Genomic DNA, 16,567 nt, shown 5'->3' with positions numbered 1-16,567 from the left:
CGTGTCTCAGAACTCGTTAAGTCACATCCTGATAAGGAAGGACGTCCTAGTGAGGGAAGCCGTGATAAGCGGGGAAGTGGTGAACGAAACTCCGCTGAGGATAGGCGTAGGAAGGGATAACTTGGACTTGTTGTCGACGGCAAACCAAGCCCTGCTGAGGGTGAGGATGGGTGAGGACAGGGTCCCCGTGATCCCCGGATCCTCATGGAAGGGAGTCTTCCGCTCCACCGGGGAGAGGTTAATGAGGGGTAGGGGCGTGAGCGTTTGTACGGGGCTCACCAAACAGACTTGCGTGGACAAGATAGAGGACGAACTAGAGTCATTGCTCAAGAGGGGGAATTACGACGATGCGGTGAGGCTAGTTTGGGAGGGCACGTGTATTAACTGCAAGGTCTTCGGTGCTCCCCACGTGAGAGCGTCGGTTTCCTTCTTCGACTCCTATCCCAAGACCCCTACGTCTTACGAGATAGGCACGAGACCTATGATAGCGATAAACAGGGAGACCGGAAGCGTATCAGAACGAGCGTTGGTCACAATGGACTACGTGGAGCCTGGGTCTGTCTTCACGTTCAGGATAAACATGATGAACCCCACGAACTACGTGATTGGGTACATTATATCGATAATCAGGGAGATAGACCAAGGGTTGACCCAGGTAGGAGGGAACAAGAGCCGTGGTTTCGGAGTCATGAAGTTCAGAGACTTGAAGCTCGACATGAAGGAATACGTCCCATACAAGCTTCCTGAAATGGACCCTAAGGACGAGAAAGTCGAGGCTAAATTCCCCATAGACCCGTTGAGTGACGACAAGTTCCTCGAGGTGTTAAAATACGTTAAACCATAAGGTGAAGGTTAAGGACAGGAACGGTGGAAACACTAGGAAGTACCAACTGGAGATGACTGTGGTGAGCGACCATCTCCACGTTTCGTCGGGGAGGAGCAGGTTTGAACAAGAGGCCGCGATCAGCGACAGTGACGTTGAGGCGTTCCTGAGGACGGGTTCCCTGCCTGAGGGGATCCACGCTTCCAGAGAGTTCGCGAAGTTCATGCAGACCTCTCAGGGCTTGGTCATCCCCGGGGGTACTGTGAAGGGACTCGTGAGGTCCAGGCTGGAGCTCTTGGTGGACTGTGCGTGCTACTCATCCCTAGCGGTGAGGCCTTCGAGGACCGTGTCGAGAGTCTATCAGTCATTGTTTAAGCCACAGAGGAAACCCTTCGAGAAGTTTCTGGGAGACCGTGAAATGTGCTTCGTTTGCGACTTGATGGGTAACATGGGGTTAGCTAGCAGGGTTTCGTTCACCGACCTGACATTTGAGAGCGGAAGGGTCAACCTGGTCACCGAGATGAGGTCTACCTACGAGACGGTTGAGAAGGGCTCCAAGTTCGTGGGTTCGTTCACGATCAGGAACTACGACGACGCTGACCTCGGGGCAATACTCTTCGCTTTAGGGATAGGGAGGGGAAACGGCGTAGTCCTCATGGGGAGGTTCAAGTTCTCCGATCCCTCATGGGGGAGGGTTAAGTTCAGCATCCCCGATGTGGACTCCGGGAAGTACCTGAAGGCGTTCCTGGATGCCCACAAGGGACACGTGAGAGCGATAGGAGAAGTGACGGAGAAAAGGTGAGGTATACCTTGAAGTTGTGCATAAAGAAAGACTTGAGCGTTACCTTGAAAGAGGGGAACTGCTTCAAGATAGTCGAAGTGGAACTTCAGGGTGAAAGGATGGTGTGGAAAGACGAGCAATCAGAGTTCATCATCCACACCCTGTCGAAATCCTTGTTAGGTGATAAACGTGATTAGGGGAGTTTACAACCCCAGCACGGGGAGATTGGAGGAAGTAGACGAGGAAAAGGCGAAGAGAGCCTTCGACGGTTTCAAGAAAGTGCTCTCTGAAGGAGTTAGCATCATGTTTGCTGACTTTGACGTGGACGAGAAGAAGGTAGCCCTCGCATTGTCGGACTTGATCTCGCTCGTCCTGAAAGCCCCTATGCTCCTTCCTCCTTTACGTTACGCGGGGACGAGAGATGTAACGAAAGGAAGCGCGCCGGAGAACGCCAACAACTTCGAAACGTTAGCGAACTATGTGTTGCAGAGACACGTGAAGGGGAAAGTCAGTCCTGACAAAGTAACCGACGTGGTGAAAGGAAGTTGGGGAAGGAAGAATCCCTTCTTGCAGTTCATCTCCCTATACCAAGACGAGATCTATTCAATTTACGAAGCCCTCATGATGGTACCCGCTGACAGCAGGCCCGGGAACAACGTGGGCTCACTCGCGTCCCACCTCTCGCTCACCTCGATGGCGGAGTGGGCGATCTTCCGCGACTCGGAAGACCTTCATTTCTTGAGGTTAGCGTCAGTGCTACACGACATAGGGAAGCTAACGGATTTCGGGAGACATTGGGAGTCCTCAACAGCGTTCTTCGACGGACTGATCGACGGCATCCAGAGAATCGGTGACTTGAATCAGAGGTTGAGGTCAGGGATTGTAGACGTCCTACGCAAGGCTAGGGAGAGGGCTCGTAATCACCACTTAGTGAACATAGAGGGCGACCTGATCTCTTCAGGTGAGGGGAGAGTGGAGAGGGGCGAGCTGGAACAGCTCTACTCTTCCATCCAGTCCTGTTCTCCTTTCCTCGAGACACTCCACATGACTGCAGAGGAAGCTGAGGACTACATCAACGAAATAGAGAAGAGGGGCTCGCTGAAGGAAAAATACGAGGAGTGCTCCAGGCAAGTGTACAAGAAAATGCAGGAGAAACGCAAGGGAAAGAAGAGAAGAGGAGACACTCCGTCTGAGAACGTCGTGGCAGACCTGAACATGTTCAACTTCCCCGGCGTTCAATCATTCATAAAGTCGTTCTCGGACTTGAGGGACATCTCCACAGCGAGCATGCTGGTGGACATGAGCGTGACTACAATACCTTTCGTGGTAATAGATAGCATGTACGAAAAGACATATCTACCCTTAGATTCACTCCTCATAAGTAGCGGAGGTCACTCCTTCATCGTGACGAGGAGGGACACGTCTAGAGTGATGGAGAGGATAGAGGAAGAGCTGAGGGACGTGAAGCTGTTGCGCGACCTGGACGTGAGCCTCACGGTCTCCTCTACCCCGCTCATCGTGGGAAATGGGACGTACAGAATGAGGGGATATGAGACGGTCAGCGAGCTCTTCGGGAAGGACGGAGTGAAGGGATTGATGATACCTCCCTCCTCACTAAAGATGATCTCCCCCGGACTTCACGCTGTCTGCGAGAGTTGCGGTGTCTACCCCGCAGTGAGAAGCGACGATAGGGGGAAGCGCCTATGTACCAGATGTTACACGGTCCACGAGCTATCCAAGAGTAAGGGGTTCAGCTCGAAGCTGGAAACCTACTTCAAGGTAGGGTCAACAGTAATGTATCCCATGAAAGTGGAGGAACCCATGCCTTACTTATCAGGAGACATAATAGACGAGAAGAACAAGCTGTACGAGCCCGTGAAAGCCCCCAGACGCTACCTGTCAGTTGTGAAGAGTGACGGAAACGACGCGGGAGAGTACTTCAGCAACTCCCTGTTCTTCGGCGAATACATCGACAAGAGTTTCAAGGTGGACTATTGGGTCAAGAAGAGCTTCGTTGAGGCAACTGACGAAGCTGAACGGGACGGTACACTGAACAAGGGTATGGTAATGAGGACCCTCTTGGGAGTGCAATACATGGGAGGGGACGACATCCTCCTCATCGGCCCAGCGATGACCGCACCGGTAATTACCATGAACGCGTTGAGCAAGGCTTCAGACAAGCTGGGGATGTCTTTCAAGGTAGGGGTAGTGACCCTGAAATACGATACGCCTATCCAGTTCGCCATTGAGGCTGCAGAGAAGTTAATGGAAGACGGTAAGATAAGGAGGGAGACCAAAGACGAGGCAGGTGCTGTGAATGAGAAAGGAAGGAACACGCTCACTCTCCTCTTCGCCTCCTCCCTGGTGACTAAGTCTTCAGTGGAGGAAGTTAAGAGGGAGTGGACGGCTACGTCGCAGAGTTCTGAAGTCGGGTCGCTTTACAAGATGAAGACTAACTTCTCTTTCTGGAGAAAGGTCATGGATTCGTCTGAGGGATTCTGGGCATTGTTGAGGAGTGCCGGTCAGGGAAAAGAACACGAAGAGAGGGTTGACTCGTTCAAGAGTCACGTGAGGGTTATGGAGGACGTAGTGGAGGCCTTCCAAAGGAACAAGGACATTTACTATACCGTAATTTACATGATGAGGCAGGCCACCAGACACAAGGAAGCGTCAAAGCTAATGTTGACCTTGCTGAACCAATGGAGCGAGGAGGGAAAGAAGTCTAGCGAAGAAGGAAAGTCGGGTGAAAAAGGCGAGCCGAAGGAGTCTAGCGGAAATGACAAGGTGGCGAGTGTACCTCTAGCTGACGTGTTCTTCATGTTGAAGACAGCGTTAGCTGAGGCAGGAGATAAGGGTGAAAGTCCTTGAAATTGAGTAACATGAGGTGGATAGTGTTGAACGAGGTACTCCACGTTAACCCCTGTCTCGACAACACGAATGGGATCACGCACAGTTCCGAAGGGAGCGGCTGTGGGGATGGACGTTGGACACAATTGGTAGTGAGATGGAAAGAGCCACGCCTCTCGGTACGTCTTCCTCTGCGATACGCTACCTCAAACCTCGACGAAATGAAGAGCGGAAAACACTCAGGTGGAGGAACCTTACCTGCGGCTGACTTCTCGTCGATCCCTGGTGCGGAGGTGTCTCGCCTCAAGGGGGAGTACCTCAAACCTCACGCGAACGAGTTGGCCAAAACTGAGGGAGACGGGAAAAGAAGGGAGAAAGTAAACGAGCTTAGAGTGGGCGGACCAGAGGTGAAGGCAGATGCCGTTCACTGTATTAGTGAGGACAGGAATGAGCGGACCCTAGGGGGAGAGGTTTCCCCACACGTCAGGGCTAATGAGGCGGGTCACCAACCACACGCCGAGCAAGATACACGCGGCACGTCAAGGCTGATGAGGCGGAAGCTCCCCTTCCCGACTCCTTCAAGTTTTTTTCTTTTGTCGTGTCGTGTCGTGTCGTGTCTCTCTCTTTTCTTCGTTTTTTTCCTTTCTCTCTGTTTTTTCCTCATTTCTCTCTCTCGATCTCTCAAAAGGTGATTAAACACGTTATGTGAAGGAATTAAAAACACGGGTAAATCCGTCTTCATGATCAAAGGTAAAATCAAGACCGTCAGTTCGTTCACTATAGGGACTGACGGGTTCTTCATAGACGTCCAGTTCAACCAGCTAGGTCTCGTCCCTTCCACCCTGAAAGGGGCAATGAGGACTGCGATCTCTTGGGCAATCAGGAACGGTATGGTGAGGGGGACCTCATGCGACGAGATAGAGCCTTCCAGGATAGCTAAAGCCCACGGGGGTAAACCCTGCGACGTGTGCTCCCTCTTCGGGTACCCCGACCATGAGGGAAAGCTCAGGGTATCTTCTGGCCCTAACAAGGACGGGATGACGAAACCCCCGACACACGTGGTGACTCACGTTAGCATAGACGATGAAAAGGGAACGGCCAAGGAAAGGGCGCTCTTCAAACAGGAGGTGGTCCCGCCGGAGGAGGAGTTCCCCTTCACCGTTCAGGTTATAGGCGAAGAGGAGGACCTCTGCCTAGCCTTGGCGTCGCTTCACTACTTACGTTTTCTGAGGTTAGGCAGGGGAGGAATGATAGACGTCAATGTGGACAAGGTGGTCAGGAACGGGAAGGAGGTGGAAACTGGGAGGGTCCCCTTAGACCTGAAGTGGGTGTGGTGATCGACATGAAGTACACGCTACTTGAGGTGAAGGTGGTCACACCAGCCCTCATACACGCCAGGAACGTGAAGAGTTACTTCCTCTCCACTGAGGACTTCATCCCGTCACAGACCCTGAGAGGTGCCATAATAGACGCCCTCATCAAGGAAGGATATGACGTTCACGAACTCGCGGACGTCTACGTATCTCCTGGGTATCCCGTCAACTCGGCCCCGGCTCATCCGTTCGTCTTCGCCATGGGGAGGAAGTCGGAGGAGTTCGTGGAGAGGAAAGACTCCCTGCTCATGAACGGTGATGAGGAAGTGGTCGACAGGAAAAGGGAAGAGATGAAGGAGAGTGTGGGAGTAGAATCGTTGAAGTCTAAGACCGGTACCGTTGTAGCCCTCCGCGGGAATTCAGGGAACGGGTTGTTCTTCTACAACGAAGTCAAGGTACCTTCCATCATACAAGGCCACGTAGCAATCAACAAGGTCACTATGAACAAGGAGGCTGGAATGCTATACCACTACGAGTATAAGATGCCGACCACGTTCTGGGCGCTCTCGAACGACTTTCCCAAGGACGAGGTCAGGCTCAATATAGGCAGGTCTAGGAACAGGGGTTTCGGCGAAGCGGTGTTGAAAAAGAAGGGAGAGGTAGAGCTGAAGGACGCGAGGGACGGGTGGGCTTACTGCTTGTCCCCGTGTTACACGGAGGTAGAGACAGGGATAGGGAAGGTCACGAACTACACTGGATGGTTCACCTCAGACGACTTGAGGGGGACGAAACCATTCCTCAAGGTAGCCACGCAGGGGTCTCTGGTTAAGGTGAAGGGAGACCTTTACCCCCTTAAGACTGCTGGTTTGAACTTCGCCTTCTCCCTCAGTTCGTTGGGAGAGCTCTTATCTAAGGTGAGGTTATGAGCGAGAAAGTGATACGTCTTTTCAAACTGAGCTTCAAAGGGGACTCCCTCAGGGTGGGAGGAGAAAGGGAAGGGTCTACCTTGTACCAGTTGAAGTACAAGGTGAAGGCAAGGGAAGTACCGGTGATCCCGAACTCCTCTTGGAAGGGAGTGTTCAAGAGGATAAGTGAGGAAATATCTAAGGGTAAAGGGATGGGAACTGCGTTATCGCATGACAACGACGATCATCCTAAGGAATTGAGAGGAAACAAAGAGGCTGACGAGAGGGTTACACGTATCTTAGAACGAGTTAGGGAGACGATCGACAATGAGAGAAACGAGGTAAATGGGACCCAACTGAAGGGGGTGGACATAGACGACGAGGTATGGACTATCGTGAGGTCTAACGTTCCCGCAGCCGAGATCACGTGGGGAGACCTAGAGGAACTCACAGCCAGAGCAGTTTACTATTATATGTGTCCGGTGGAGAGGCTTTACGGCTCCAAGCTCTTCGCGTCCTCCATATCCTTCTCTGACTCCCTTGTCGAGGGGAACGTCTCCTTCCAGCCACACGTGGTGCTGGACAGGACTTTCGGCGCCCAAAAGGAGAAACACCTCTTCGAGGAAGAAGTGGTCGAGCCTTCTATCATCAGCCTAAAGGTAGTGCTGAGGCCTGAAGGTGACGTTCAACTGTGGAAATATACCTTGAGGTACGTGGAGAAGATGGGGATAGCCGTGGGAGGATCCAAGAGCAGGGGACTGGGGCACCTCACCCTCGACGTAGAGGAGAGCAAGGTAGGAGAGGTTGACGGGGTGGACGTGAAGTGGGACGGGCTGACGAAATTCCTGTGGTCTAAATCGTGATGTGAGAGAGACAGTGTGAGGATTTCAAGAAGTCTTTTTCCCCAGCCTTTCTCTATCTCCTTTTTCTACCTTTTCCTCCTCTTTTCATATTTTTCTATTTTTTATATGCCTTTTCATATTTTTCTTCTTCCTCTCTTTCTTGTCTCCTCTTTTTCTTCTCCTTTTCCTCCTATTTCAGTTCAAAAGCATCCTTCTCTCCCTTTTTAATTTTCTGTCTTACTCATTACGTTTTCATATACTACTTTTATTACATTTTTTATAGCTGGTTCTTTCATCTTTTTCCTTTCAATCACTTAGAATATAGGGTAAAAGGGACCTTCACAAAAGGACTTTCAGTTCTTGCTTATTTCAACCCGATTCTATTGGCGTAGCGGAAATAGACCCTTAGGAACACAATCGGATTAGGGGCCTAAGGCTAAAACGCTTATCTAGTACTCTTTTACTACCACGACCGGGTTAGGGGCTTACTGGGACAGTCTTCGTCCTTGTCGAATGTGTATCGTCTATACCTCTCTGACTCGTAGTACAAAACTTTTATCCTCCAGTACGTCCTATTCTATATGTACATAGAGGTGGCCTTTGACATCTCCTCAGAGAAAATCAGGGGGAAACTCAGGAGATACCTCAGGTCTATGGGTCTCTCAATGGTTAACAAGTCAGTCTATGCTGGAGTTGGCAGCTACAAGACGGCGTCCCTCGTGTCCGAAAGAGCTGAAAGAATTATTGAAGACAATGATAACGTCTACATTGTCGTCATACAGGACTGGGAGTACTCCTCTATTAACTGTACCAAGGATGGTTGCGTCAAAATCAGCGAAAGAAAATTAGAAGTCCTGTAAGCTCACTGCTACATCGCTTTCATGGTCTATCCTTTGCCCTATGATGAGGTATCAACTCTTGACCAACTGCGGTCAAGCTGATTACTCGACTCCCGTTTTCGTACGAAAACTCAATGAAAAACACAATATTTTCATGACAAATTTAACTAGATGTATGGGGGAAATCCTCGGAGAGAAGATAATAACTTTCTGGAGTGAATCTTAGATAAAGATCTTGCAAAGGTCACTAACAAGGAAGAAGAGAGGATCAAGAAACTACGAGAAGATCAGAAAGAAATTAGTTAAGCTACATGAGCATGTGAAGAATTTGATGAGTGATTATATTCATAAGGTGACTTCGTGGCTTGTTGAACAATACGACGAGATATATATGGAAGGTCTTGATGTGAAGGAAATGGTTGAGAATAACGAAAGTAAGACTTTGAGGAAACATATTCTTCATTCCAACTTCTCCAAATTCATGAGCTACCTCTCCTACAAGGCTGAAAGAGCTGGTAGGAGGGTAGTGAAAGTAAACCCAGCGTACACTTCGAGGACGTGTGCTCGATGCGGATATGTAAAGAAAGACCTAACATTAGACGACCGTATATTCGTTTGCCCTAAATGTGGTTGGGTTGCAGATAGGGATTATAATGCTTCTCTAAATATTTTCCATGCGGGGTCGGGACTGCCCTTAAAGCCTGTGGACAGGAAACCTCTGCTATACATACCCTTCTCTGAGGGTGTGTATAGTAAGTTTCCTGGAAGAAGCAGGAAATCCCCATCGCGAGGTGGGGATGCCCCGTCCGTTAGGGCGGGGTAGTTCACTATCAGCTTTATTTCCAACTAACCTTTTCAGCGTATAAGCGGGTGTCAAAGCTCCAAATCTTCCTCCTATAACTAATACCTTAGTCATTTTGTATCTAAATTATATATTCTTCTTCATACTTTAAAAACCTTTTTTATAATAAACAAATAAATTTCTAAAATATTTTTTTCAATAAAATCTTTTCTTAAGATAATTCATTATTAAAATGTAATTATTAAATAGTTATCATGATGTATTATTATATGTATATTAATGCTGCATTAGTATAGCGCGAGTAGTTCTGCGAGATTACAAACGGCTTATTTTCTAACGTTAAGTTGAAGATAGACTCTTTGAAGTCAGTATTTTGTCCAAGTATTGAAGCCAGAGGCAGGCTCTGTAGTTCTAGTTAAATTTTTTAAAGTATTACTATTTACTTAGACAACGAATTGAAATCAGCTAGACTTTTACATCCTAAAATAATAGCTATAATACTAATTTTATTATTCTCATATCTACTACTTAATTATAAGTTTAAGCACATGATAATGAAAACGATAACCCATTTTTAATTATACTCTGCAATTTTTATGTTCCTCTTTCATGGCTCTCGGACATTCAAGTAGAGCTTTCTACATAGAACAATGGAAAGTTTCCTCGGGTTTTAACTTTTTCTTGCTATTTTTTATATTAGTTTAGGATATTTTCTGAATAAGGAATGAGATACTCTTCCTTCGGATTTACGTCGTTATTGGTTAGTTCGTTTTTCGATAGTAATATATTCTTGTTCAATATTATTGATAAGGATAATTTAGGTCCGAGTTTCAAGAGACTATCACTTTAACTTTTTCAACTAGTTTATATCAAATGGATATACTACGAACCTTTATGTGTTAACTCATGCGTTTATCTATAAGAGATAATCTCTAGTTACGCGAGGAAATCCATCTAAACACAAAAGAAAACTTTTGTGTAGGAGTTAGCATTATTTCCAATATAGGTATCTAAGAGGTAGTCATAGTGTACCATAAGACACTATTATCTTTTCTTTTCATTTCATTAGATCATTTTAGCCTTCATATAGGAATAGAGCTTTTTATTGGAAAATATTTCACTAATTTTTTATAGTTTTAGAAATAATGATTATAATAATATAAGTTTAGTTTTTATTTATTAAAATCTGTTATAATTATTGTGGAAAGAAAGATTGAGGAAAGACATTATGTTTTCTTCTGCGTTTCTCTCACTATATCTATTAGCGGGTAATGAAGGTAAAGTCGTAGACTTTCTTAATTATCTTTTAGATCCTTTAGGTTTATATGAATTTCTTTTACAAAAATGATAAGTATTGAAAGATACTCTTGATCTAGACTTTTTTATTCAGAAAACAGAAGAAAAGAGGCATCAAACCAGAGAATTCCAAGGTATGAAGACAGACTGGTATTGTAAATGCATGAATTTGACTCCAAAGAGACTCTTTCATTCATCACTCTCCGCTTAGCTTAGATATGCTCTCCATGTGAAGGCTAAATTTTACTCATGCGATGGAAAATTAAGGGATGAAAAGAACGTAAGAAACCTTAAGGAAGCCCTCAATACTGCTGAGGATCATTTTTTAATAGAAATATATGACGATCATGGAAAAAGACTACTCGTATATGTCAAGTGTTGAAATCTGAACGTAAAACCTCAACGGTATAAAATCCTCAAAGATTCTAAGAATTCGACTAATTAATTATTTTTTATATAAAGTAGTAATTCTTAATAAAAATCCTTTTTAGATCTCTTATATTTACTGATAACTGGTTTTTCAGTACTACTTTCGTTGATTATAACCTAAATCTAAACTCAAGATGCCAGGAAAGTTTTTATCTTGATCTAAGGAGAAGTTTCCATGATCAAAGTAATCTTCGGCGATTCGAGGGACATGAGCGAGATCACTGATGAAAGCGTGGGTTTAGTACTAACTTCACCTCCCTATTATAACGCTCCTTTCGATTTTCCAGATCTCTTTCCCAGTTAATCCGCCTACCTAGACCTCCTGAAGGGTGTAGGAAAGGAGGTTCACAGAGTCTTGGAAAAAGGTAGAGCTGCGGTTTTCGTTACCGCAGACGTGAGGATCGACGGAGTACTTTACCCTATAGTTGCAGACCTCATAAAGATCATGCAAGACTTAGGCTTCAAATATCAGGAGAGGATAATCTGGAAGAAACCCGAGGGTTATATACGCATAAGCAGGAGGAGTGGTGTACTAATTCAACACCCTTACCCTCTGTATTTCTATCCAGATAACATTTACGAAGATATTGTAATATTCAAGAAACAAGGTAACTTCACTCCCCGGAATAAAGAGGAGAGTAAGATAGATATTACCAAGTTTCAAAGGGAAAAATGGTACTCTAACGTTTGGGAGATAACTAACGTTCTACCTAACAACAAGTTATCCAAGTTTACTGCTCCTTTCCCCGAGGATCTTGCCAGGAGAATTATCACCTTGTACTCATACGTGGGAGACGTAGTTCTAGGCCCGTTTACTGGCACTGGCACTACTTTGAAGGTCGCCAGAGAGATGGGGAGGAACGCAGTGGGATATGAGATTGATCTGAAGCTGAAAGACGTAATCAAGGCGAGGATCCCGGTTAGCACACTCTTCGGAGAAGAAAAAGTAGAGTTCCTAGAACGAGAGGATGCGAAGAGATTATCCTCTAATATGCGTGCCAAGATTAATGAAAAATTGGAGAACAAGAAAGTGAGTTGACTTGAGATTTGAGGGTGTTGTGGAGGGAATACGTATCAGCCTACATTCAGGTTACCCAAGCTTGAGACCTTTGAAGACCTTGAGGATGGGATCAAGAGAAGGGCTTTCTTCAATTATTCACACGAAGGTCAAAACTTAGCGGTGAGCTGGTGGGTCTCACCCAAGAGAACTAGATCTTATCCATATGCAAGAGTATACAATACCTTGCAATCCCAGAAGAGAGTAACTATAATACCAATAGTTAAGGATGAAGGGAAAGGAGGTGATAGAGACTTTCTATAATGGGATACAGTCTCTCTCATGACCTTGCTTCAGGTTTATGTCGTGGTGGCATACTATGAAAGGGCAACCTTGAACCATAGAATTAAAAAAGGGTCAAGAATTATCATCTAAGTTGCAGCTAAAAACGCTAGACATACTTCAGATTACCTACGCTGTGTTGAGTGAATCGTCCCTGTTTGTAACCTTTGATAAAGATATACTTAACAAGAAAGAAATAGTGGAAAATTACACTGGGATCAAAGTAGTTAACTTAGATTATAAATAGAACTACGACAAAAGATAAGATTAAGAATTGTTTATGGGATAGTTAAGCGTTAGCGCAGTTAAAAAGCCATGAACATAGTATTTTCTATAACTAAATGCTGAAATGTTTACGGTAAAAACATAAACTAGAGCAGTCAAAGGCTAATCTTAGTCATATACCATTGTAGAACTTAATATAGGAAAATAGCAAAGTTAGTGATACAAGCGTAAGTGTTAACCTTGTGTCTTGAAGGTTGATAACGTGTAATTTCAAGAAATAAGTGACTAGTTACCGATAAAGAATCTAGGAAGATTTTAAGTACCATTCTAGACAAACGTCGAACCCTTAAGAGTGAAGAATGATAGGAAGCTAGATTACTCCACAAAAGTACATTTTATCACGTTAGCGTACTTTTTGCAGATCTCTAGATCATCTCTTAGAACTATTCCCTTGTTTTTAACGTCCCAAATCACGGGATTATTCTTCCTGATTGCCTTATCGAACTCCCCTTCATTTATGGGGATGACTTCAAAACCTGGGGGAAAGTCCAGCCTCAATAACCTTTCTACTGGATTTCCATTAAATTCCCCTATCAAAAGAATGTCTACATCGCTCCATACGTTGAAGTCTCCCCTTGAATACGAACCTATCAGGAAAGATGTGTAGCGACCTTGCAAAGAGTTAACGTATGTCATAGCTTTCTCTATGACTTCTCTCCTCTCTCTTTCTCTTCTTGAGATAACGTCCTCCATTTCTCCTCTATGTAATTAATTATCTCTTCGGCGTATTTAATAGCTTCCTCGGCTTCTCTCTTAGTGTAATAGTATGAAGGATTTTCATTCTCCCATGCGTCTGGATATCTGGTGGGGATATACAACTTATCGAGATACTTTGCCTTGTCCACGAGGTCTTGAGGAGCTCTCAGAAAGATCAACAATTGAGATACTACATGCCCGGTCTTCGGTTGTCCTATACCGTAAAGGTAAGCCTTAACTGAAAGTTCGGAAGCTTGCTGTGACTTGAAGCAAGACCAATTATAGAAACCACCGCTGAGATCATGCTTGGCACTTTCTAAGGTCAGCTGAGCTGATCTAAACCATCTGTTAAATTCTTCGTGATCAAGCACAAGTTAATTAGGTTCCTAACGTTAAAAAGCGAAGCAGACGGAAAAGAAAACTTGGGGGTCAATGTCAACTCTCAGATGCTAACGCATTACAAAACAAGATCACGTGTTCCTTTTTTGATTTAAAAGATGAGAAAAATATATATATGCATATGTACTTACACGCAGTTATAATTCTATTTCAATTTCTTCGTTCTGAATTTTTTGGATGCCTGATCTCTGTAAAACCTCGTAAAAGATAATGTTTATAGCACCATTTACGCGATTCCAGAGTTCATGTCTCTTGAGCATGAAAAGGGTATCATGATGTAAAAACGTCTCAGATCACTTTAATCGATTTCCACGTACTTGTCCACGAATTTATTCAGGAAGAAGTCCTCCTCATCTCTGTTCATCACTTGTAGGTTTATGTCGGCGATCTCCTCGTCTACTCTGTTTAGTATTTCTAGAGTCCTCCTTATTTTCTCTTTGTCAGTAAGATCCTCGTCATAAAATACTGCTATATCTAGGTCGCTACTTCCTGTCACTTCTCCTTTAATGACAGAACCAAACACTACAACCTTATCGACTTTACCTAAGGTCTTGGCCACTTCTTTGACTCTCTCGGCTATTTTGCGCCAATTATTTTCTAGATATTGAATATATTCTAATCCCCACACCATTTATCACCCCAAACGCTCTTCATTAAAGGAAGGAGGTGATTTTCCACCGTATCTAGACAGTCAGACGCTGTCTCTGAATCTATGTCTATTAGCGAGTACTGTCCTTCAAATCTGTTTAGCTCCACCATGTTTAAATCCTTTCTTTTATTCTTCACGAAGTCTTTAATTTTCTCAGAAAGAGTTAATTCAGCCAATCCTGAAAGCAATTTCCTTATGTTATGAGTTTGGGGAAAGGAGTATCCTAACAGAAGGTACGTTGATTTTATGAGAAGCTCGGCGGAGATCTGACAGTTTGTGGAGGAAACGTCATACAAACCCTCCTTGAACGATTCCTTTGAAGCTTTCAGGTAATTTAAAGACCTTTTGCAAAGAAGCACTGCATTTTGAAATGAAGACACATGAAAGCTAATGTTCTCATGGTAAAAAGAATTAGCCTGATATAAGAGGTTAAACAGGTGTATAAAATCACATAGGGTTTTTTGGTTTCCAAAGAGGATCTTCATGGTTTACATCTATGTTGAGGAGAACCTCAGAGAAAACTCTTGGTTATGAAATCTCTCGTTCATGATCTAGTTACACCTTCACTAACTCATCTGTTATGTTTGCCCTTCTGGTCTTCTTCCACCAGAGTGGACTTTTAATCTAGTATAGGCCTAACGTGAAGAGGCTTTCGTTAAAGCCGGCTCTCTCGTTTATAATGTCTGCGTAGTAACTTGAACGTTCCCTCCTGTGACTTTAACGAGGAATTCATTTCATATTTAATTTCCCTTTAACGAAATATATTCCCATATTTTGATTCTATTTTCCAAAAGTGTATACAGTAATGTCATCCATTATCCTCATCCATGTTTCTTTCTTTTTCCCCTACGTTAACAATTCATAATGAGCTGTAAGATCTCCGCATTAAGTTTTGGAGTATCCAGAACTTGCTCATAAATGCGTTACAATACGCTCCAGGATAAACTTTGAGCTAACTCTATTTAATTTCAATTATCTCTTCCTCTCTTTCCTTACTAGATACTAGATAATTGAAGAGATCACCGTCTTCATTCTCTCAAAGTTCTCTTCCATTTCCTCCATTGGGTCTATGGAAACTAGGTAAACCTTTCTTCCATCCCTGAGCTTCAGGTCTATCCATCCTACTAACTGTCCGTTCATCTTTCTTTTCATCATTTCCTCATAAATCCGGATAGTGCTCTCCTCCTCTCCCTGTTTAGCCTTTCTATTCAGTAAACCAGGAAACACAAGTAATGTAGCATCAGAACTAAACTCGTAAGTGTAAGCCATTGCCTTAAATCTGCCCTCCGTAATGTACGTTGGACTGAGGGAATACTTGCATTCAATTATTATTAATTTCCTTTTACTTTCGCTCTCCTTTATTATGGAGAGATCGGGTCTTCCTAGTACGCTTTTAGTGAATTTCTCGTCCATGGCATCAACACTCTCTATCAGGTCTTTTATACCGTAAGACGTAGGATCTACGTTAAACGCTAAATGAAGAAGTTCGTTTCCTAAGCTCCCTTCCATGAAACCTTCCTTTCCCTTAATAGTGAACCCTTTCTCCTTTAGGACTTTCATGACTACCATATATACGAAGAGCTCGTAAAGCTTGCTTATTACTATCTTAACGTCTTTCCTCCCTCCTCTGGATTTGATTCCCATCTTGCTCCTCTTCGAGATCAAGTAGGCACGATAACTGTTTCTCAGCCAGTCGGGAGAGTTTTCGTCTATTGAGGGAATTGACGGCTCGGGAAGCAACTTTTTTCTCTCATACGCCTTTTTGATTTCCCTTCTCATTTCATGATGGAAGCTGAAGGGCTCAATAGCCGAATAGTTCAACTTGTCTTTAGCGTTTCTCAATGTCTCCCTTGCTATCCAGGCCAGAAAAGATAGCTCCTTAGACCTTAGATTTGGCTGGAGATAAGCTACATTGAAGGGAAGGGTAGTTAATGACCTGGAAACATCTAGGATTCCAGACACATCTTCTCCAGTTTCGGATAGGTATTCCCTTCTAACCCACTGATCCCTTAACCCTGAGTTGATAGCTCTATTAACTGTCCTCAGAGCCGAGTAAGTTAAGTACGCTGAAATGACTTGTTGAGCATCATCTAAGTTCATCGCGTCAACTTTATCCAGGATCCTACTTAGCTTAGAGAAAGAGTCCATTCCCCTATATTGTAAATAGAATCTGGATGTAAGCTCTATAAGACGTTTATCTCTAGCGTTAAGTGATTTCCGTTGGTTTTGATTTCCCTTCAAGATATCATTGATAGGTAAAAGAAAATTATATATGTTAATTATTATCGCATAATCATAAAACGACTATCTTCTTGACTGAAA

The 16,567-nt window shown here is 44.3% G+C and carries 16 protein-coding genes and 2 pseudogenes; 13 read left to right on the top strand and 5 right to left on the bottom strand.

Annotated elements, in window-relative coordinates; translation table 11 throughout:
- Position 1: 1 nt before the first annotated feature.
- The 13 genes and pseudogenes from csx7 (at position 2) to IC007_RS13140 (ending at position 12,463) form a co-directional block, all read left to right on the top strand.
- Complete coding sequence (gene csx7 / locus IC007_RS01980; protein ID WP_054846620.1) at positions 2–844, top strand: type III CRISPR-associated RAMP protein Csx7; 843 nt, start codon at positions 2–4, stop codon at positions 842–844.
- A gap of 1 nt (position 845) precedes the next feature.
- A complete protein-coding gene (locus IC007_RS01975; RefSeq protein WP_054846619.1) occupies positions 846–1,625 on the top strand; it encodes an RAMP superfamily CRISPR-associated protein in 780 nt (259 codons plus the stop codon).
- Between the two features lie 8 nt (positions 1,626–1,633).
- On the top strand, positions 1,634–1,801 hold the full coding sequence (locus IC007_RS01970) for a gap junction protein (RefSeq protein ID WP_149528267.1): 168 nt from the start codon (positions 1,634–1,636) through the stop codon (positions 1,799–1,801).
- The gene (locus IC007_RS01965) at positions 1,794–4,472 is read left to right on the top strand and encodes a hypothetical protein (RefSeq protein ID WP_149528266.1); all 2,679 of its coding nucleotides are present in this window, start codon (positions 1,794–1,796) and stop codon (positions 4,470–4,472) included. The genes IC007_RS01970 and IC007_RS01965 overlap by 8 nt, the downstream gene beginning before the upstream one ends.
- Positions 4,473–4,498: 26 nt before the next feature.
- Positions 4,499–5,143, top strand: coding sequence for a hypothetical protein (locus IC007_RS01960; RefSeq protein WP_149528265.1), 645 nt, complete (start codon positions 4,499–4,501; stop codon positions 5,141–5,143).
- A gap of 48 nt (positions 5,144–5,191) precedes the next feature.
- On the top strand, positions 5,192–5,788 hold the full coding sequence (locus IC007_RS01955; RefSeq protein WP_054846614.1) for an RAMP superfamily CRISPR-associated protein: 597 nt from the start codon (positions 5,192–5,194) through the stop codon (positions 5,786–5,788).
- A 5-nt stretch (positions 5,789–5,793) separates the two neighbouring features.
- Positions 5,794–6,690 (top strand): hypothetical protein, encoded by an 897-nt coding sequence (locus IC007_RS01950; RefSeq protein WP_149528264.1) that lies wholly within the window; start codon positions 5,794–5,796, stop codon positions 6,688–6,690.
- A complete protein-coding gene (locus tag IC007_RS01945; RefSeq protein ID WP_054846612.1) occupies positions 6,687–7,532 on the top strand; it encodes an RAMP superfamily CRISPR-associated protein in 846 nt (281 codons plus the stop codon). The genes IC007_RS01950 and IC007_RS01945 overlap by 4 nt, the downstream gene beginning before the upstream one ends.
- 560 nt (positions 7,533–8,092) lie before the next feature.
- Positions 8,093–8,371: a CRISPR-associated endonuclease Cas2 gene (gene cas2 / locus IC007_RS01940; RefSeq protein WP_054846611.1), complete on the top strand. Its 279-nt coding sequence runs from the start codon at positions 8,093–8,095 to the stop codon at positions 8,369–8,371.
- 208 nt (positions 8,372–8,579) lie between these two features.
- A pseudogene (locus IC007_RS01935) lies at positions 8,580–9,173 on the top strand (RNA-guided endonuclease InsQ/TnpB family protein); the annotation flags it as partial.
- A 1,879-nt stretch (positions 9,174–11,052) separates the two neighbouring features.
- Complete coding sequence (locus IC007_RS14010) at positions 11,053–11,181, top strand: hypothetical protein (RefSeq protein ID WP_256202696.1); 129 nt, start codon at positions 11,053–11,055, stop codon at positions 11,179–11,181.
- Between the two features lie 15 nt (positions 11,182–11,196).
- Positions 11,197–11,916 (top strand): annotated as a pseudogene (locus IC007_RS01930) (DNA-methyltransferase); the annotation flags it as partial.
- A 394-nt stretch (positions 11,917–12,310) separates the two neighbouring features.
- Positions 12,311–12,463 carry a PIN domain-containing protein gene (locus IC007_RS13140; RefSeq protein ID WP_156303832.1) on the top strand — a complete coding sequence of 51 codons (153 nt, stop codon included), beginning with the start codon at positions 12,311–12,313 and terminating at the stop codon, positions 12,461–12,463.
- Positions 12,464–12,816: 353 nt separating this feature from the next.
- Here IC007_RS13140 and IC007_RS01925 read toward each other — a convergent pair whose 3' ends face one another.
- The 5 genes from IC007_RS01925 to IC007_RS01905 form a co-directional block, all read right to left on the bottom strand.
- On the bottom strand, positions 12,817–13,194 hold the full coding sequence (locus tag IC007_RS01925; RefSeq protein ID WP_054846513.1) for a nucleotidyltransferase domain-containing protein: 378 nt from the start codon (positions 13,192–13,194) through the stop codon (positions 12,817–12,819).
- Positions 13,146–13,568, bottom strand: coding sequence for a HEPN domain-containing protein (locus IC007_RS01920; RefSeq protein WP_054846512.1), 423 nt, complete (start codon positions 13,566–13,568; stop codon positions 13,146–13,148). Before IC007_RS01920 ends, IC007_RS01925 begins: the two co-directional genes overlap by 49 nt.
- 326 nt (positions 13,569–13,894) lie before the next feature.
- A complete protein-coding gene (locus IC007_RS01915; RefSeq protein ID WP_054846511.1) occupies positions 13,895–14,227 on the bottom strand; it encodes a nucleotidyltransferase domain-containing protein in 333 nt (110 codons plus the stop codon).
- On the bottom strand, positions 14,212–14,625 hold the full coding sequence (locus tag IC007_RS01910) for a HEPN domain-containing protein (RefSeq protein WP_054846510.1): 414 nt from the start codon (positions 14,623–14,625) through the stop codon (positions 14,212–14,214). The genes IC007_RS01915 and IC007_RS01910 overlap by 16 nt, the downstream gene beginning before the upstream one ends.
- 622 nt (positions 14,626–15,247) lie before the next feature.
- Positions 15,248–16,393, bottom strand: coding sequence for a hypothetical protein (locus IC007_RS01905; RefSeq protein WP_149528263.1), 1,146 nt, complete (start codon positions 16,391–16,393; stop codon positions 15,248–15,250).
- Positions 16,394–16,567: the final 174 nt, after the last annotated feature.

The organism is Sulfuracidifex tepidarius (genome assembly GCF_008326425.1).
Classification (GTDB): Archaea; Thermoproteota; Thermoprotei_A; order Sulfolobales; family Sulfolobaceae; genus Sulfuracidifex; species Sulfuracidifex tepidarius.
The sequence above is the reverse complement of the archived record's forward strand: the minus strand, read 5'-3'. Positions and strand labels throughout refer to the sequence as shown.